Consider the following 18218-nt stretch of genomic DNA (forward strand, 5'->3'; position numbering starts at 1 on the left):
TCATATTAAGACCTTAACTCTTTTATAGATTTATCGTTTAGAACGTCGAAAAACTAATATAGATAGCATCATGGAAAACATTCCAAATGTAGCCGGTTCAGAAACAGGTATGGCAGGAAAATCAACATTGGCAGCACGTATGCCTAGCACGTCGAAATTATTCTCAGCTTGCGCTAAACGATATGTAAAAAACGATTCATATCTATTACCAATGGGTTTACCTCTGAAATCACCTAAGGAAGCTACACCAACTCTTTCATTTTTGTAAGCCATAAATTGACTAGTTTCACCTTTAATACCAGTATCAACATAGCCTCTAACACCATAAAATTTAACATCATCTTTTTGTGTACCGATACTCAAAGTTTCGCCTAATATTGTTAGGTCTTCAACAAGATCATTAAACGCTGAAGTTTGAGGGCTATAATAGTAATAAGCTAGGTATGACGGATCTGATACCGATTTAGGCGTTATATGAACAGGAGTTGCTGTACCGTATTCATCATTAACTTCATCCGTGAGTGTAAACTGCGCAAATAAATCGACGACATGTTGAGTGTCAGCAAACTCCCACCCTTCTGTAGTGCGAGCTAAAACCTCTTGGTATTTCTCAAAACTTAATGTTCTCGTATACGTTAAATCAAGCCATTCGTAGCCACTAACATCATCATAAGTAATTCCACCATCACCTTTCTCAATGTAATCACGTTGTATAATCGATGCGGAAGATGACCAAGAAGATATCAATAGAGTTGTAATAAGGATGTTTTTAAATAATTGCAAACTGCGCATTAATGGATTTCCTAAGTTATTATTTTAAGTTATTTTTAGAAAAAATTAATCCATTAACATTTCGGTTACAAACTTACACATATTTAGTTACACTTGCAATTATTATTCTATTTTTTATAAGTAAAAGTCATAAGTTACATTGATTTACCATCTGGTAAAACCAGAGGTACTAGTGTTTATTTATTGTCAGATAAGTCACTGTTATCAAAAAAAAGTCACAAAAAAACCTGTTTGGTTTCCCAAACAGGTTTTTCTCATCATCTTTCTTTACTAAAAAATTAGCAGATATTGCTCTAATAAAAGAGGAATTATCTTTTGCCCAATTTCTCTTTGATACGTGCAGATTTACCTGAACGCTCACGAAGATAGTAAAGCTTAGCTTGACGTACATCACCGCGACGTTTGATTTCAATTGAATCAACGATTGGGCTATGTGTCTGGAATACACGCTCTACACCAACACCGTTCGAGATTTTACGAACAGTGAATGCAGAATTGATGCCGCGGTTTTTAATAGCAATTACAACACCTTCAAATGCTTGAAGACGTGATTTATCACCTTCTGTAACTTTTACTTGTACAACAACAGTATCGCCCGGGCAATATGCTGGTACATCTTTTTTCATTTGCTCAGCTTCAAGCTGCTTAATAATATTACTCATAATACCTTCTTCCTAGGTTTCACAGTCATCAGTAGCATTATTGTTATCAGCTTTTATAGCTGTTAACATTTTTTGCTGCTCTGCTGTCAGAGCTAGGTTAGTTAAAAGTTCTGGTCTTCTAGTCCACGTTCTTTCTAAAGACTGATATTGGCGCCATTGCCTAATATGTTCGTGATTACCACTTAATAACACTTTGGGAACAGACTTTGCCTCGTTATCCGAAACGTCCATAACCTCTGGCCTAGTGTAATGTGGACAATCCAATAAACCGTCAGAAAATGAATCCTGCTCAGCTGATTGTTGATGTCCTAATACTCCGGGCACAAAGCGTGCTACGGCATCAATTACGTTCATAGCAGGTAATTCCCCACCACTTAATACGTAATCTCCAACCGACCATTCTTCGTCAATTTCTGACTCAATTAGTCGCTCGTCTATGCCTTCATAACGTCCTGCTATAAATATCAGTCGGTCATGCTGTGCTAATTCGCGTACACCAGCTTGGTCCAATTTCCGTCCTTGCGGCGACAAATAAATAACCTTCGCTTTACCCTTTGCTTTAATAAGTTCAGGGCTGCTATCTTCGTCTGCAGCTTTTCTTGCAGCTTGAATAGCATCACGTAATGGTTGCACCATCATAAGCATCCCTGGTCCGCCGCCGTAAGGTCGGTCGTCCACAGTACGATGTTTATCATGTGTAAACTCTCTTGGGTTCCACGTGTGAAACTCAATTAAGCCATTACGAATCGCTCGGCCTGTCACCCCATACTCAGTAATTGCGTCAAACATCTCAGGAAAAAGGCTTATCACCCCAATCCAGATTTTCTTATTGCTAAGCTTGTTTGTTGATACACTATTACTCAAGTTAGAAACCTGGGTCCCAGTCAACACAAATTTGTTTATCTTCAGCGCTGATCGAAAGTATAACTTGGTCCATTAAGTAAGGGATTAACCTTTCTTTCTTCCCAAAGCCATCTTTCAGATTAGCTTTAACAACCAGTACGTCGTTAGCGCCTGTTTCCATTATGTCGGAAACATGACCAAGGTCGTAGCCTTTGTCAGTAACTACTGCCATGCCGATTAGATCACGCCAATAAAACTCACCCTCGGGTAAGTCTGATAACGCATCTTCGCTAACAAATATTTCTGATCCAACTAGCTTTTGGGCTATATCACGATCATCAATACCTGCAACTTTAACAACAAGACCATTGTTATGTTTGCGCCAATCGGTAATTTCTACTGATTGAACTTTATTTCCTAATTTTAAAGACCAAGGAAAATAGTCTAGTATGGCTTCTTGGTCATCTGTGAATGAATGAATTTTCAACCAACCTTTGATACCGTAGACTGCGCCTACTTTACCTAAAGTGACATCTTTACCTATTACTTCCACAACAAACTCCTAAAACCTACCAAAGTTAATTAAGCTGCTTTTTGAGCATCTTTAACTAATTTGGCCACACGATCAGATACAGTTGCACCTTGACCAACCCAATGGTTGACACGGTCTAGGTCTAAACGTAATTTTTCCGCTTGACCTTGCGCTGTAGGGTTGAAGAAACCAACTTTCTCGATGAATCGACCATCGCGAGAGTTACGGCTATCTGCAACAACAACCTGATAGAATGGACGCTTCTTTGCGCCGCCACGAGCTAAACGAATGGTAACCATATCGTCCTCTATATAATTTAAGTGTTAAAACGAATTTTCCAGACATTTCCATCGCCTCAGCGACAGAAAAGCTCGCGTATTTTACGCTTTTCTGCTGACAAAGCAACCTAAAGCGAGTATTAGATGAATTATTTCGCAAATTAGTACCGTAACAATCAATATAACTATATAGTTCAACACCCACACTTTAGTAACTAAGCGCACATCATTTGCGCTGTAATTTGTCTTTTCTGACTGGATAAACGATGACTCAACTCGTAAATAATAGTGCAAAAGGATTAACGCTAGCCATGATCACGGCAATTATGTGGGGAATTTTACCGCTGGCGCTAAAATCTGTTTTGTTACTGATGGATGCTTATACCATTACTTGGTATCGTTTTGTGTTCGCCGCCTTTTTCGTCACCTTATTGTTATGTGCCAAAAATAAGATCCCCAGCTCAGCGCTAAAAAGTGTTAGTAGAATGAAACAACTGTTATTTGCAGCCATACTGCTGAGCTTAAACTACATTTTATATCTGATTTCATTGCATTATATACCAGCAGAAACCGCACAAATGCTAATTCAAATGGCCCCTTTCTTCATGTTACTTGGCAGTGTTGTTGTCTTGAAAGAACATTTTAGCCGTGGCCAAATGGTGGGTTCTTTGGTGCTTATTTCCGGTCTGGTGCTGTTTTTTAATCAGCAGTTTATTAATCATACGGGCCTTGATAATAGTGACTTTTTATTTGGCTTTATGATCATGTTTGGCGCGGCAGTCACTTGGGCTGCTTATGCAATCATTCAAAAGCAGATGTTGGGATATTACAGCTCAAACCAAATTATGTGGTGCATTTACTTATTAAGCTCAGTGTTCTTTTTACCGTTAGCCAGTCCTTCACAAATAACGTCATTAGATAATACGGCTTTGCTCTTGTTATTATTTTGCTGCGCAAACACGTTAATAGCCTATGGCACTTTTGCTAAGTCATTAGAATATTTGCCAACGGCAAAAGTCAGCGCGACTTTAGCCATAACACCACTACTGACTGTTGTTTTTGCTTCTATCGCAGAGCAAGTTTGGCCAAACACTTTCCAAGCACAGCATCTAAATATACTCGCTTATATTGGCGCGGGTTTGGTTGTTTGTGGCTCAATGTTAACCGCACTTGGTGACAGAATACTGAATAGAAAAAATATAAACATGGTGAAACACTATTTAGGGTTTAAAAATAATTGCGTTTAGATCAGCTATTATTTAGGTATGCACTGAAACCGATAAACATGCATTCAAATAATTAAATTAAACCGACAGAATGTAAAAAGGTAGCTATTAGCTACCTTTTTTATGTTAAAAAAATCAATGGCGATTAAATTAACGGCCAAACATACCACCGCCCATTCCGCCACCTGGTGGCATCATGCCCTTCATTGAGCGCATCATTTTTTGCATGCCGCCTTTACCTGACATTTTTTTCATCATTTTTTGCATTTGAGTAAATTGTTTCAATAACTTATTTACATCTTGTATTTGCGTGCCTGAACCTGCAGCAATACGACGTTTACGTGAGCCTTTGATCAGTTCAGGACGTTGACGTTCAGCTTTGGTCATAGAATTAATCATCGCTTCCATGCGGATAGTGACTTTATCATCCATTTGCCCTTTTACTTGTTCTGACATATTACCCATACCAGGTAACTTATCCATTAAACCCATCATGCCGCCCATACTTTTCATTTGTACGAGTTGGTCACGAAAGTCTTCTAAATCAAAACCTTTACCACTCTTAACTTTTTTAGCTAGCTTTTCGGCTTGCTTACGATCAACTTTTTGTTCTACTTCTTCAATTAAAGACAGTACATCACCCATCCCTAATATGCGTGAAGCTATTCTGTCTGGATGAAAAGGCTCTAGGGCTTCAATTTTCTCACCAACACCCATAAACTTGATTGGCTTGCCAGTAATATGGCGAATAGATAATGCTGCGCCACCGCGAGCATCACCATCAGTTTTGGTTAAGATAATACCCGTTAATGGTAAGGCATCATTAAATGCTTTAGCAGTATTGGCAGCATCTTGTCCTGTCATGGCGTCAACCGTGAAAAGGGTTTCGATTGGGTTAATAGCGGCATGTAATTGCTGAATTTCAGCCATCATTTCGCCGTCAATGTGCAAACGACCGGCGGTATCCACAATTACCACATCAAAAAAGTTTTTCTTTGCGTGGTCAATTGCAGCATTGGCAATATCAATGGGCTTTTGCTTAATATCACTTGGAAAGAAACCCACATTAATTTCAGTGGCCAACATTTCAAGTTGTTTTATTGCTGCTGGACGATAAACGTCAGCACTAACGACTAATACTTTTTTCTTTTCACGCACGGTTAAAAATTTAGCTAGTTTAGCAACAGAGGTAGTTTTACCCGCCCCTTGTAAACCCGCCATCAAGACAACAGCTGGTGGTGCAGTTTTTAAGTTAAGGGCTTCATTCACTTCACCCATTGCCGATTCAAGTTCTTTTTGAACTATTTTTACGAAAACTTGCCCTGGCGTTAAACTTTTAGAAACATCTTGCCCTACAGCACTCTCTTTGACTTTAGCAACAAACTCGCGAATAACCGGTAAGGCGACATCAGCTTCTAGCAATGCCATTCGCACTTCACGTAAAGTGTCTTTTATATTGTCGTCAGTTAGACGACCACGGCCACTGATATTTTTTAGTGATTTCGTTAAACGATCGGAAAGATTCTCAAACATAAAGGACTCAAATATTAACTTTGCGCAAAAAATTAGCTCTATTATACCCGTACAATTAATTAGCGAAAGTAGAAGTTATGCTTTTAAAGTAATCACTAAGCTATAAAGAAAGTATAAAACAGATATATCGGTTAATATCACTGCAAAATTTTATGATAAACTGCTGATATTCCGGCTACCTATTATGGGTTCGGTGAACACATATCACCTGTTCTACTTAACGATTACACAACGACTTAAACTGTTGATATAAAATAAACAATAGTTATGGTGTCTGATAGCTATTCTGCTAGAATCGCTATGTAAACTAGCGGATAAACAGTTTTTCATTTTTTCGGAGCATTTTGTGGAATTTTCAAGTATCACTGCATTTACTGCCTTTGTTTGTTACAGCGTAGCGACGATATCAATTTTATCTCGCTTGTTTCACCCGAAAGGCCCGAATATCATTATTACCTTAATTTTTGCTTCTTTAGCGATTATTTTTCATGTTTTAAGCAGTTCTCAGTTTTTAAATTCTCACAACCACCTTAACTTCTCATTGCCTAATGTCGTCTCTTTAGTCAGTTTAATTATTACTCTTGTTATTTCAGCTGTTGCATTGCGTTTTAAGGTGAATTTATTATTACCGGGTATTTATGGCTTTGCTGGCCTTTGGCAGCTCAGCATGATTTTTATCTCACCGGTGAGTAATTTAGAAATTGTTTCAGATAAAATCGCCATGCTAAGCCACATTACGCTAGCACTTATTGCGTATTGTATCCTTGTAATAGCGACACTATATGCCTTTCAAGTTGCTTATATTAATACCAAATTAAAGAGTAAAAACTTCCAAGCAGTTCATCATTTACCTCCCTTAATGCAAGTAGAACAACAGTTATTTATTATTTTGTTAATGGGTAGTATTTGTTTATTACTGAGCCAAGTTATTGGTTTTATATTTCTCGACGGTATGATTTCAAAAGAAAACGCGCATAAAACAATTTTATCATTAATCGCCTGTGTAATTTATTTCGTCACCTTATGGGGCATTTTAAATTAGGCTGGCGTGGTCAGCGCGTTCTAACATTAACGGTCATTGCGACCTTTTTACTTACATTGGCTTATTTTGGTAGCCGATTTGTGAAAGAATTTCTCTTATTATAAATTTTAGCGTATAAGTTAACTTTGTATTACTTTTCCGCTCTGGCGCTGTAATACTTATTATCATTAATATATAGGATCCCTTTTGGATAACATCTCTACCGATATGCTGTTTGTCGTGCTCGGCATTCTCATATTTATATCAGCCTATTTCTCAGGCTCTGAAACGGGCATGATGTCGATCAACCGATATCGATTAAAACACTTAGAAAAACAACATCACCGTGGCGCAAAACGGGTAAGTAAGTTACTTGCTAAACCTGATAAATTAATTGGCTTGATATTAATTGGTAATAATCTGGTCAATATCTTTGCGACCCTTATCACGGGTATTATTGCACAACGTTTATATGGCGATGCTGGAGTTTTTTACTCTGGGTTATTACTCACACTCGTTATATTAATATTTGCCGAAATCACACCAAAAACCTTAGCGGCTTTGTATCCAGAAAAAGTCGCTTTTCCAAGCTCATTTATTCTAACGATACTGCTAAAGCTGCTCTACCCTTTCGTTATTGCGGTAAATTGGATCACCAATGGCATATTAGCCATATTAGGCATAAGCTCTGAGCAAAGAGAGCAACACAGCTTGAGCTCTGAAGAATTACGTACAGTGGTTAATGAGTCTGGCGCGTTATTAAAGTCAAAAGATCAAGATATGTTAGTCGGTATTCTTGATTTAGAAAATGTGACTGTTGAAGATATTATGATCCCTCGTAATGAACTCGTCGGCATTGATATCAATAACGAATGGAAACGTATTCAAAAGCAACTCACTCAGTCAAATCATACTCGAGTATTACTATATCGTGACAACATTGACGATGTTGTGGGTTATGTTCATGTGCGTGATGCTTTACGTCTCGTATCGAAAGAACAATTTACCAAAGCAACCTTACTGCGTGCTGTGCGAGAAATTTACTTTATACCTGAGGGTACACCACTTAATGTGCAACTATTAAAGTTTCAACATGCGAAAGAGCGTCTTGGTTTAGTTGTAGATGAATATGGTGATATTCAAGGTTTAGTCACCTTAGAAGATATACTGGAAGAGATAGTGGGTGACTTTACTACCACTATGACACCTACCACCAGTGACGAAGTTAACATTCAACCTGATGGCAGTTATTTAGTTGATGGTAGCGCAACCGTACGCGACGTGAATAAAGAAATGACCTGGAGCTTTCCTACTGACGGGCCAAAAACTATAAATGGCTTAATATTAGAATACCTTGAAGATATTCCTGAGGCGAATCTAAGCGTAAGAATATCTGGTTATCCGCTTGAGATTATCGAAGTTAAAGACAATATGATCAAAACAGTTAGAATTTTACCCGATTTCTATGACGGTATTAATTCATAATAATATTGCGTTACTTATCTCTATAAAGGACAGTTCTGATTTAGTATCAGCGCTGTCTTTTTTTTATTCACACCTGCAGCAGAAACACCTCCTTAGCATCTCTAACAGTTTTAATACTGCTCCTGATTAGTCATAAAGCTAGCTGATATTTTTTGCTAGCAATACAAAAGCAGCGGCTTTGTTAGGGTTATTCGTATAACTACTCCTATGATTAATCGAAAGGTGATGCAGCCTGCCTTAAAACAGCCTAAAAAGTATCAGTTCTCTATTCTCTAATAAGGCATTCAAAACAGTGTACAGCCTGATCGTAAGCTTGGCACTGAAAGCATAATGTCAAACAGTAAATGTTTTATTGTGGATAGAAATAATTTGATGGGAAGTTAATAACAAAGTTATACACAGCTTTAGATCAGGGGATTAAGTTTCCACAATTTCTGTGGATAACAATTGCAAGCCCTATTGGAAAGCGACTTTGTATTTTGCAATCAATTTTTAGTAAAAAAAGGAAGTTTTTTATTAAATTTATGTTGCATATTTGCTAGCCCTTATTCACGTTGATTCCCCAAAAAATAATGTTTTTTTTATCAACTTTGGCAAGAACTATGCAGTAATAATTACTCTAATACTGGCTTTAAATTACCATTAGAAATTACTGATTTTGGAAACATCCATTGGGTCAAACGATTATCAAAGTGCCTGCCTTTGAAGTTTGCATTTGCTGATACATATTGGATGTCATATGTAACAGGGGTTCAACAGAAGTAGTAATAAGTGCAGTAATTAATTTATAAATGCGTGGTACTGATAAGTTATTTAGAATATAGAAAATTAAGACTTAGCCAAAGAGCAGATATTGATTATAGGTTGTAAGGAAGAGCCAACAGCGAGGAAGTGTCAAAAAGTAAGGAGCTTAAGAAAGCATATAAAATGAGAGGTATTAACTGGCATGCCTCTCATAAAGCTAAATATAAAGCGCTAGTCCTCAAAGAATAAGCGCCATAACCAGCCATGATCAAGCTCTTTTTCACAACTTTTTAGCTGGCTAGAATAACGTTTAGCACGGCTATCTACCTTTCGGGCAACCTTAGTTAACCAAGCTTTTTTCTTATATGTTTTACGCTTAAAACCACCCCAGCCCTCATGATAGTTTAAATATTGGCTGTAAGCGTCCCATTTAGATACTTTATTAATTTTTTGAGTTTTATAAATAAACCAACCCATAAAGTCCATTGCATCGTCAAAATCATCACGATCCGCACCTGAGTTATCTGTTTCTCTGGTGTAATCTTCCCAAGTCATAGTTTTTGCCTGTGAGTAGCCATAGGCGGTACTCACTCGACCCCATGGAATAAACCCGAGTAAATAATCTCTAGGAGGCAGAGCACCCGCTTTAAATGAGCTTTCTTGATACATCATACTCATAGGAACATGAATAGGTACTCCCCATCTCTCGCGCATATCTTTTGCAGCAAAGTACCATCCTCTATGTTCTCGAAATATTTCGCAGAGGTTTTCAGGATTTTTTGGTGGACTTGTCGCACAACTCGATAAGGTTATACAGGCTAACGCAGAAATAATGAAAGTTTTGAAAAAAGTCATGAACGCGGTTACTTAGTGTTGAATTGTTAATATCATGCCAGAATATTTGTTATTTATCATGATAATGTCATCAAATATTCAACTTTTATATCGCAAGATTTTTTACCTTACTTTTTTAGGACAGTTAACAACACCAATAACTTTAGTATTTAGTTACACCATTGACTGGAAATTAATTACTTTATTTTCCTGAGTCGCACTTTCTTTATCGTTAGCCTTTTAAACCGATAATGTTTTTTATTTGAAGCGTCTGGCTTTAAAAACACACCTAGCAATGTAAATAAGTATTTTATTTTTAAATCAGTAAATTAGATATAAAAGAAGAGTGATAAGTATTTAATGGGGAGGCGTTTATTGCATCGAAAATTAACAGAAAAAAAATTATTCGTATAAATAATGAACTACGACCAATTTGGTTGGTCATAATACATGAAAGCGAAACCTCCCTGGACTGCTTTCTTATTATTTCCAGCGCGTTACCTTAACGCGCTTTTTTTTTGCCTGCTATTTATCTAATAGATATTCCTGCTTTATCAGCACAAACCTGAATAGAATTAAGCTTAATCAGGAAAAATAATTTTGTAGGAAAGTATCAAAATCAACGTTATCACTTTGCTCTATTTCAGCTTGTTTATTCAGTGAGTCTGCGACTGATTTAATAAAGTATTCCTCATTAAATGCTTGGTAGTCATTACCTAAAAGTTGTTGGCGATAATCTGTTGCCTTTTTAAGTGCCATTTGCGTTAAAGATTGATTATCGTTAACAACAGCAGATAAAATTTGAGCTGAAGGCGTTAAACTAGCGTCATTAATTTTAGCCGCTTCATTTGCAAGCACTTGAGTGTATAAATGACTGTCATTTGCTTCATCTAACAACGTTGCTACACTCGCTAATTTAGCGAAAATTTCATTGCCCCATTGTTTAACAGATTTTTCTATGGCGTTTTCACCCGAGGTGTCACGCAGCAATAACGTTGGATCACGTCCGCGTATCACAATAGCGTCCATGTTTTCTTCGGTAATTTCTTGTGATTTACAATCAAGTATCGAGCTAGGTTCAAGCATACAAAAAGTAAGAAAAACATCTAAAAATCTCACTTGTTCAGTAGTAATACCTGTTGCTGAAAATGGATTAACATCAAGCGCTCTAACTTCAATATATTCAACGCCTCTATTTCTCAAGGCTTCAGATGGTTTCTCGCCAGGTTTCGCAACACACTTAGGTCGAACAGGTGCATACAATTCATTTTCAATTTGTAAAACATTACTGTTAAGTTGTTGGTATTTGCCATCGACTTTAATGCCAATTTTTTCGAATTTCTTTGAGGGTAAATTAATGGCATTTTTTACCCCATCTAAATAACCCGAAAGGTTGTTATAACAAATTTGCAACGAAGATTGTTCGCTATTGGTATAACCTAAATCGCTCATACGTAAAGACGTTGCATGTTCTAGATACAAATAGCCTTTACCGGTTTTTTTAAACGGTAAATCTGTAGGTTTATTTTTTAAAAATGAACCACAAATAGCGGGAGAACTTCCGTATAAGTATGGAATAAGCCAACAAAAGCGTTTGTAGTTTCTCAGTAATGCAAAATATTTATCAGAGATGTAATCATCAAGTACATCACTATTTTGTTCAATTTTTTGCATTGATTGGAAAAAGCTTTTTGGGAATGAAAAGTTAAAATGTATACCTGAAATAACCTGCATCATACTGCCATAGCGATTTTTCAAGCCTTGGCGATATACGGTTTTCATTTTACCAACATTAGATTTACCAAATTGGGCTAAAGGTATTTTATCGTCATCATCAACAAAACAAGGCATGCTCATCGGCCACAGTAACTCGCCATCAAGCTGACTTAAGGTAAATTTTTGTACATCTTCTAATTGGGCAATAACTGTTTCAGGTTTATGGCTAACAGGCGTAATAAACTCCATCAGTGTTTCTGAGTAGTCTGTTGTAATATTAGGATGTGTTAGCGCAGCGCCTAATCGTTCACTGTGACCGCGTTCAGACAAACGTCCTTGTGGCAGCACTCGAAGTGCTTCACGTTCTATACCTCGACCAAATTGGCTTAAAGAAGATTGATGCTTTGGTTCGGTAAAAGCCGAGATATATTCGTTTAGTGATAATGTCAAAATAGTTCCTGATGCGTTACGCCAGCGAGTAACTGTTATTTAAGGGTGAAATGTTAATTTTCAATGGCTACCGTGATTTATTATTAACTAAATTTGCATAATAACGAATCAAAAAATAAGTAAGCGAGAAGTTAAAAGTTGATAACTATCGCTGAACTCAGCACATTACATTGACAAATATACGATATAATACCACTTTTATCTTTATCGACTCAGATATTGACCCGACTTTATCGATCTATATTTCTTTTTTAGCTTTTTTATCGCTCGGTTAGCCAAGCATTAAGTTTATTATTGCCTGAGCTTACGGTAAAGTTAGGGGCTTTTAAGTTATAGCCAAACGATTAAACTTCTCCGACATAAAATAATAATAAAGGTTTACTATGCAAGACAGCGTTTTTAGCTTACTCCCACCACTTGTCGCTATTGTTATTGCAATATGGCGAAAAAACGCTCTTTTCGCCCTGCTATCTGGTGTAGCACTTTGTTATTTAATGACCGTAAATGGCAACCCTATCGAAGGTTTAACGGCTACAGTTTTTGGTATTGGTGGTGTTTTTTCCTCTTTAGGTAACGTTTACATTGTCAGTTTCAGCTTATTAATTGGCGCATTAGTCACCTTAATGAACCAATCAGGCGCGGTGAATGGTTTTATCAATCACCTTGCTTCGTTAAATTTAGTTAAAAATAGCCGACAAGCCAGTATATTACCAACCGTGATTGGTACATCAATTTTCACCGATACAAACTTAAGTATGTTTACCGCTGGCATGGCGAGTCAAAAATTATTTGATCATCATGGAATTAGCCGAGCTAGGCTTGCTTACTTAGTAGATTCAACTTGTGCGCCAATTAGTATTTTATTTTTAGTTAATGGTTGGGGTGCATATGTTTTAGGTTTGTTGGATGGATATTCATTTGATGACCCTGTGGGGATTTTAATTGGCACAATAGGCTATAATTTTTACGCGATCATTGCGGTAGCACTTGCCTATTACACCGCGTTTAGTGGCAAAGTTTTTGGACCATTAAAATACGCTGAATCCGTGATAGAAGATAAACAAAAAACAACTGTAGACCATATTGCTCCAGCCTATATTATGTGGCTTCCTATGCTAACACTCTTGATAGGTACTTTTATTTTACTGTGGTTTACGGGTGATGGTGATATTCGCCGAGGCTCAGGTTCTTTTTCAGTATTTTGGTCCGTGGTCACAGCCCTAGTCTTTTTAGTGATATTAATTATGCACCGTAAGCTTATGTCACTTGCAGTCATCTTTAAAACTATACTTACTGGCATTAAATACATGTCACCTGCGGTTGCAATTTTAGTATTATCTTTTGCATTTGGTGATGCTATTAAAGCCTTAGGCACTGGCGTTTATGTCAGCCAATTAATCAATGTTGAAGTACCCTTATATTTAATGGCGCCCATTTTATTTGTAGCTGCGGCGATTATGGCATTTGCTACAGGCACATCATGGGGTACGTTTGCCATACTTATTCCTATTGCCGTGCCTATTGCTCAACAAAGTGGCTTGCCAATTGAGTTTTTAGTTGCCGCTGTACTCGGCGGTGGTATATTTGGCGACCATGCTTCACCGATTTCAGACACTACCGTTGTTGCGTCTATTGCCAGTGGTTGTGATCATTTTGAACATGTAAAAACGCAACTGCCTTACGCATTGTTTGGCGGTGTTTTAACGCTAATAATTTATATACTCATCGGACTCAGCTTTTAATGACAGATAAACCCATAACGATTGTTGATCACCAAACTGACTTTCTCGTTATTAATAAGCCACAAGGTATGGGTTTTCATGATGAAGAACAAATCGGTAGTGGTTTTTTTTCAAAAATAAAAGCACAACTTAGCAGTCAGTTTTCGCTTACAGAACTTTATCCTGTTCATCGATTAGACAAAATGACATCAGGGCTGATTATTGTTGCCAAAAATAGTGCTGCTGCGAGCGCGTTTCAACAGATGTTTGAACAACATCAAGTAGAAAAATATTACCTTGCTATCGCCGAAGGCAAACCGAAGAAAAAACAAGGATTGATCAAGGGCGATATGGAGAAAAGCCGACGCGGTATGTGGAAATTGCTGCGCACAAATAATAACCCAGCAATTAGTCAATTTTTATCTTTTACAATAGCACCAAAACAACGACTTTATTTAATCAAACCGCACTCGGGTAAAACCCACCAAATAAGAGTCGCACTGAATAGCGTTGGCGTGCCAATACTGGGTGATCCACTTTACAACACCAATAGTGTGTCTGATCGAGGTTACCTGCACGCCTTTGCTTTAAAGTTTAGTTTAAATAATCAACAGTTTCAGTATTGTCTGCCGCCAAGTACGGGGACGTTTTTCAGCCATGAAAACACGGTAGAAGCTATTAATAAAATCACATCTCCTTGGCATCTTTCTTGGCCTAGCCTTTAAGTTACACTAAAAATTACCGGTATATAAAACAAGAAAGGGAGCTAATTAGCTCCCTTTTACTTTTCAACGCTAAAAGTTACTCGTTGATAATTTTACAATGAATGCCAAAAGACAATACCAATTGCCGTTGGACAAACAAACTTAGTATACCAAGGCCAGATTTTCCAAAACAATGAATGCTCAACCATATCATTACCTTGCTTTAACTCAGTTAAAATATCATTTCTAAACCAAATCCAACCAACAAATACACAACACAGCATCGCAATGAGCGGTTGACCATAGACAGTGGATATTGATATTGCCAAACCAAACAGTGCATCAAAATTTAAGACAATTAAAGCGCTTAAAATAAAGATACCTAAACCAATAAAGGTGGTAGCTTTTTTCCGCTCAACATTATGACGCTCTACCACAAAAGAAACCGGCCCTTCTAACATTGAAATACTAGACGTTAGCGCCGCAATTGACATTAAAACAAAAAAGCCAAAACCAACAAATAAACCTATTGCTCCCATGCCATCAAACAAGGTTGGCAGCACATCAAAGACTAAATTTGGACCTGAGATTAAACCTCCATCAGCATCGAAAATCGCAACACCTTGAGCTTGGGCAACGTACATTGAAGGAATAATTAATAAGCCGGCTAAAAAAGCGATTGAGACATCAATTAAAGTGACTTGTGCACCAAGTGATACTAAGTTTTCTTTTTTAGAAATGTAGGAGCCGTAAATCACCATAACACTGGTACCCAGCGATAATGAAAAGAAGGCTTGTCCTAATGCACTAATCAATAGGTCTGGTTCAAATACACGTGAAATATCAGGGTTTAAGTAAGCTGCAAAGCCTTCTTTTGAACCATCTAATGTGAAGACATAAATGATCATTAAAACCAATAAGCCAATCAACATTGGCATTAAACGTTTCGACCATTTCTCAATACCTTGTTCAACACCGCGTCGAATAATGGATATGGTCAGTAACATAAATAATGCTGTAAAAAGTAAATTACGTCCAATAGATTGAGACGTAAGCCAATTAGATGCTTCATTAAAGCCCATTAAAGAGGTAACAGGCTCAATAGCAAACGACATCATCCATCCAGCGAGTATGCCATAAAAGCTTAAAATTAAAGCCGCACAAATAATACCGCCAAAACCAACGACAAAGGCAAAGCGCTTATGAAAGATATTTCGAGATATTTTTTGTAAGGAAGTCACGGCATTGGCTTGGCCATATCGACCAATTAACAATTCAGCCATAAAGGCTGGGTATGCTAAACAAAATGCTAACACCAAGTAAACCAGTACAAAAGCCGCACCACCGTTACTTGCTGTTTGTGTAGGAAAACCCCATATATTACCCAACCCTACGGCAGAACCCGCAGCAGCCATGATAAAACCTATACGAGAACTGAACGCACCTCTAGAAGCAGCCATTTAAAATCATCATTATTATTATTGAATAAGCTAATTTACTTAAACTGCCAAGAAAAAAACAGCGTTTCTTATGAAAAATCGCCATGAAAGGTGTTTTAATTCATATTTACACCGTAAAGATTTAAGTACTGGTTAAATTACAGTCGAAAGTGAATTTACTTTTCTCTATGACTATCAAAGACATTAAAAGCAAAAAAGAGGCTAATGCCTCTTTAAAAATCTATATATGCAGCGGTCAGCTTTAGTAAAGACCTATTCTTAAACCTTAAACATTTAATCTTTAAAGTTATTAAACTGAAACGACTGTTCTAATTCTGTTTCTCGGAGTAATTGCATCACGGCTTGTAAATCGTCACGTTTTTTACCTGTAACGCGCACTTGTTCACCTTGGATTGAAGCTTGCACTTTTAACTTGCTGTCTTTGATCAGCTTAACCACTTTTTTAGCAACAGGTTGCTCTATGCCTTCTTTGAAAGTGGCCACTTGGCTATAGTTTCGGCCCGAACTTTCAATGCTTCCTAATGTTAACGCTTTAGCATCAACCTTTCTTTTGACCAATTGTCCGCGCAGTACGTCTGTCATTTGCTTTAATTGATGATCTGAATCACCTTTCATAGTCACTGCAGGGCTTTTCCATTCAAAGCTTGCTGCGGCGTCACGAAAATCGTAACGAGTTGCAAGTTCACGATTAGCATTTTCAGTCGCGTTTTTTACTTCTTCCAAATTAATTTCGGAAACAATATCCATTGAAGGCATGACAGTTCTCTATCTAAAAAAATTAGACATATATTATCAATTAATTAGATTTAATTCCATTGGCGATATTTCTAAGTAGTTAACTTTAATTGAGTAATATATTTAAGACTTTAGAACAGTGATAGTTTTCATTGCTGAGCCCTGATATGATAAATATTACTTAACTCTCTAAAGAACAATGACTAACACCTCAATGAAAAGTCGCTATCATTTATCCATTCTAGCTATTATTGTCATACTATTTTTTTGCCTTTACTTTAGCTCTGCCGACTTGAGACGAGTCGTTTTTCGTAGCACTGAAATTGATTCAATTGGCCATATTATCAGTTTTTTTTGTTTAACTTGGGTCTTACATAGCATATTGAAATTACCGCTATTTAATACCATGTTAACCGTTGCGTTTTATGGCGTGCTGACCGAATTAGGGCAATATTATTTAGGCTTTCGCAGTGCTCAAGTCAGTGACTTTATTTCTGACTTAATTGGTATTGCTATGTTTGGTATTATTAGGTGGTCTATTCTTATGTATCGCAATCGTTCTAGTCGCAAGCCTCGGTAATGAATATAGCCGTTATTGGTCAAGGTGCTATTGGGCTTCTCTGGTATCATCATTTATCACAAGCAACTAATAACTTAGTTAGCTTACACTGTTCTTCAAGCGTCACATCTGTGCCTAAGAATTATGAATTTACAGATATTAACCAAAAGTACGCTCAATTTTCATTAAATATCGCCACCGATAACGCGTTTACTAGCGCTGATGTAGTATTACTTTGCGTGAAGTCTTATCAGGTAAATGCAGCAATATTTGCCCTAAAAAATAAAATATCAACTAAAGCAAAAATCATTTTTTGTCATAACGGCCTAGGAGCATTCAATGATTTTTCAGCACTTGAGCAACCGTGTTTAGCTTTATTAACCACGCATGGCTGTAAAATAAACCAGCCTTTTCATGCACAACACACCGGCTTAGGACATAGTGATTTAGGCCTTATCAATGGCAATATTTCCAATGCTGACCGCAACAATATAACTTCAACATTCATGAGCGCTTTACCGACACTTACTTATTCCGACAATATAAAAGAAAAGCAATGGCTTAAGTTAGCAATTAATTGTGTAATTAACCCAATCACGGCATTAGAAAACATCGACAATGGCCAACTCCTCAATGATAAATTCCAAGCACAAGTAACGGCTTTAATACTTGAAATTATTGCCATTGCAGCTTTTGAAAATATAGAATTTAACTTTAATGAGTTACGAGAAAAGATTATGACTGTGGCTCAAAGTACCGCACAAAACTGCTCATCAATGCGCAGTGATATATTAAATAAACGAAAAACAGAAATTGATTATATTAATGGCTATATTGTCAAAGTAGCAAACAGAATGAATTTATCAGTTCCAGAAAATGAAAAGCTACTGCGTGAGATTAAAGCGTTAGAAGTGCAACAATAA

The 18218-nt window shown here is 37.1% G+C and carries 17 protein-coding genes; 7 read left to right on the plus strand and 10 right to left on the minus strand.

Annotated elements, in window-relative coordinates:
* Positions 1–30: 30 nt before the first annotated feature.
* The 5 genes from DBO93_RS15585 to rpsP form a co-directional block, all read right to left on the minus strand.
* On the minus strand, positions 31–792 hold the full coding sequence (locus tag DBO93_RS15585; protein ID WP_108457168.1) for a hypothetical protein: 762 nt from the start codon (positions 790–792) through the stop codon (positions 31–33).
* A gap of 308 nt (positions 793–1100) precedes the next feature.
* Positions 1101–1457: a 50S ribosomal protein L19 gene (gene rplS, locus DBO93_RS15590; RefSeq protein ID WP_239059215.1), complete on the minus strand. Its 357-nt coding sequence runs from the start codon at positions 1455–1457 to the stop codon at positions 1101–1103.
* Positions 1458–1466: 9 nt separating this feature from the next.
* The gene (gene trmD / locus DBO93_RS15595; RefSeq protein WP_108457881.1) at positions 1467–2276 is read right to left on the minus strand and encodes a tRNA (guanosine(37)-N1)-methyltransferase TrmD; all 810 of its coding nucleotides are present in this window, start codon (positions 2274–2276) and stop codon (positions 1467–1469) included.
* A gap of 43 nt (positions 2277–2319) precedes the next feature.
* A complete protein-coding gene (gene rimM / locus DBO93_RS15600) occupies positions 2320–2841 on the minus strand; it encodes a ribosome maturation factor RimM (protein WP_108457882.1) in 522 nt (173 codons plus the stop codon).
* Positions 2842–2879: 38 nt separating this feature from the next.
* Positions 2880–3128 carry a 30S ribosomal protein S16 gene (gene rpsP, locus DBO93_RS15605; protein WP_077286254.1) on the minus strand — a complete coding sequence of 83 codons (249 nt, stop codon included), beginning with the start codon at positions 3126–3128 and terminating at the stop codon, positions 2880–2882.
* 245 nt (positions 3129–3373) lie between these two features.
* Here rpsP and DBO93_RS15610 point away from each other — a divergent pair, with 245 nt between their 5' ends.
* Complete coding sequence (locus tag DBO93_RS15610; protein WP_108457169.1) at positions 3374–4354, plus strand: DMT family transporter; 981 nt, start codon at positions 3374–3376, stop codon at positions 4352–4354.
* 129 nt (positions 4355–4483) lie between these two features.
* Here DBO93_RS15610 and ffh read toward each other — a convergent pair whose 3' ends face one another.
* Positions 4484–5866 (minus strand): signal recognition particle protein, encoded by a 1383-nt coding sequence (ffh, locus tag DBO93_RS15615; protein ID WP_108457170.1) that lies wholly within the window; start codon positions 5864–5866, stop codon positions 4484–4486.
* Positions 5867–6212: 346 nt separating this feature from the next.
* Here ffh and ccsA point away from each other — a divergent pair, with 346 nt between their 5' ends.
* Positions 6213–6908, plus strand: a complete 696-nt coding sequence (ccsA, locus tag DBO93_RS15620) for a cytochrome c biogenesis protein CcsA (RefSeq protein ID WP_239059016.1) — start codon at positions 6213–6215, stop codon at positions 6906–6908.
* 186 nt (positions 6909–7094) lie between these two features.
* On the plus strand, positions 7095–8372 hold the full coding sequence (locus DBO93_RS15625; protein WP_108457171.1) for an HlyC/CorC family transporter: 1278 nt from the start codon (positions 7095–7097) through the stop codon (positions 8370–8372).
* A 975-nt stretch (positions 8373–9347) separates the two neighbouring features.
* Here DBO93_RS15625 and DBO93_RS15630 read toward each other — a convergent pair.
* Entirely contained in the window at positions 9348–9971 is a 624-nt protein-coding gene (locus tag DBO93_RS15630; protein WP_108457172.1) for a hypothetical protein, read from the minus strand.
* 564 nt (positions 9972–10535) lie between these two features.
* On the minus strand, positions 10536–12116 hold the full coding sequence (gene gshA / locus DBO93_RS15635) for a glutamate--cysteine ligase (protein WP_108457173.1): 1581 nt from the start codon (positions 12114–12116) through the stop codon (positions 10536–10538).
* Positions 12117–12499: 383 nt separating this feature from the next.
* On the opposite strand from gshA, the gene DBO93_RS15640 reads away from it, so the two are divergent.
* Together DBO93_RS15640 and DBO93_RS15645 are read left to right on the plus strand one after the other, a co-directional pair.
* Positions 12500–13858, plus strand: coding sequence for a Na+/H+ antiporter NhaC family protein (locus DBO93_RS15640; protein ID WP_108457174.1), 1359 nt, complete (start codon positions 12500–12502; stop codon positions 13856–13858).
* Positions 13858–14562 carry a TIGR01621 family pseudouridine synthase gene (locus DBO93_RS15645; RefSeq protein WP_108457175.1) on the plus strand — a complete coding sequence of 235 codons (705 nt, stop codon included), beginning with the start codon at positions 13858–13860 and terminating at the stop codon, positions 14560–14562. The genes DBO93_RS15640 and DBO93_RS15645 overlap by 1 nt, the downstream gene beginning before the upstream one ends.
* Positions 14563–14654: 92 nt before the next feature.
* Here the strand turns inward: DBO93_RS15645 and DBO93_RS15650 are convergent, their stop codons facing one another.
* A complete protein-coding gene (locus tag DBO93_RS15650; protein ID WP_108457176.1) occupies positions 14655–16001 on the minus strand; it encodes a sodium-dependent transporter in 1347 nt (448 codons plus the stop codon).
* 273 nt (positions 16002–16274) lie between these two features.
* Positions 16275–16757 carry a YajQ family cyclic di-GMP-binding protein gene (locus DBO93_RS15655; RefSeq protein ID WP_108457177.1) on the minus strand — a complete coding sequence of 161 codons (483 nt, stop codon included), beginning with the start codon at positions 16755–16757 and terminating at the stop codon, positions 16275–16277.
* A 178-nt stretch (positions 16758–16935) separates the two neighbouring features.
* Between DBO93_RS15655 and DBO93_RS15660 the strand changes: the two genes are divergently transcribed.
* Together DBO93_RS15660 and DBO93_RS15665 are read left to right on the plus strand one after the other, a co-directional pair.
* Positions 16936–17316: a VanZ family protein gene (locus DBO93_RS15660; RefSeq protein WP_108457178.1), complete on the plus strand. Its 381-nt coding sequence runs from the start codon at positions 16936–16938 to the stop codon at positions 17314–17316.
* Entirely contained in the window at positions 17316–18218 is a 903-nt protein-coding gene (locus tag DBO93_RS15665) for a 2-dehydropantoate 2-reductase (protein ID WP_108457179.1), read from the plus strand. Before DBO93_RS15660 ends, DBO93_RS15665 begins: the two co-directional genes overlap by 1 nt.

Origin of the sequence: Colwellia sp. Arc7-D, from assembly GCF_003061515.1 — a bacterium.
Taxonomy (GTDB): domain Bacteria; phylum Pseudomonadota; class Gammaproteobacteria; order Enterobacterales; family Alteromonadaceae; genus Cognaticolwellia.

Coding starts and splice junctions, on each gene's coding strand:
- ffh (WP_108457170.1), bottom strand. CDS start 5,866: ATGTTTGAGAATCTTTCCGATCGTTTAACGAAATCACTAAAAAATATC.
- DBO93_RS15655 (WP_108457177.1), bottom strand. CDS start 16,757: ATGCCTTCAATGGATATTGTTTCCGAAATTAATTTGGAAGAAGTAAAA.
- DBO93_RS15645 (WP_108457175.1), top strand. CDS start 13,858: ATGACAGATAAACCCATAACGATTGTTGATCACCAAACTGACTTTCTC.
- DBO93_RS15610 (WP_108457169.1), top strand. CDS start 3,374: ATGACTCAACTCGTAAATAATAGTGCAAAAGGATTAACGCTAGCCATG.
- rpsP (WP_077286254.1), bottom strand. CDS start 3,128: ATGGTTACCATTCGTTTAGCTCGTGGCGGCGCAAAGAAGCGTCCATTC.
- DBO93_RS15665 (WP_108457179.1), top strand. CDS start 17,316: ATGAATATAGCCGTTATTGGTCAAGGTGCTATTGGGCTTCTCTGGTAT.
- DBO93_RS15630 (WP_108457172.1), bottom strand. CDS start 9,971: ATGACTTTTTTCAAAACTTTCATTATTTCTGCGTTAGCCTGTATAACC.
- DBO93_RS15660 (WP_108457178.1), top strand. CDS start 16,936: ATGACTAACACCTCAATGAAAAGTCGCTATCATTTATCCATTCTAGCT.
- DBO93_RS15640 (WP_108457174.1), top strand. CDS start 12,500: ATGCAAGACAGCGTTTTTAGCTTACTCCCACCACTTGTCGCTATTGTT.
- DBO93_RS15650 (WP_108457176.1), bottom strand. CDS start 16,001: ATGGCTGCTTCTAGAGGTGCGTTCAGTTCTCGTATAGGTTTTATCATG.
- DBO93_RS15585 (WP_108457168.1), bottom strand. CDS start 792: ATGCGCAGTTTGCAATTATTTAAAAACATCCTTATTACAACTCTATTG.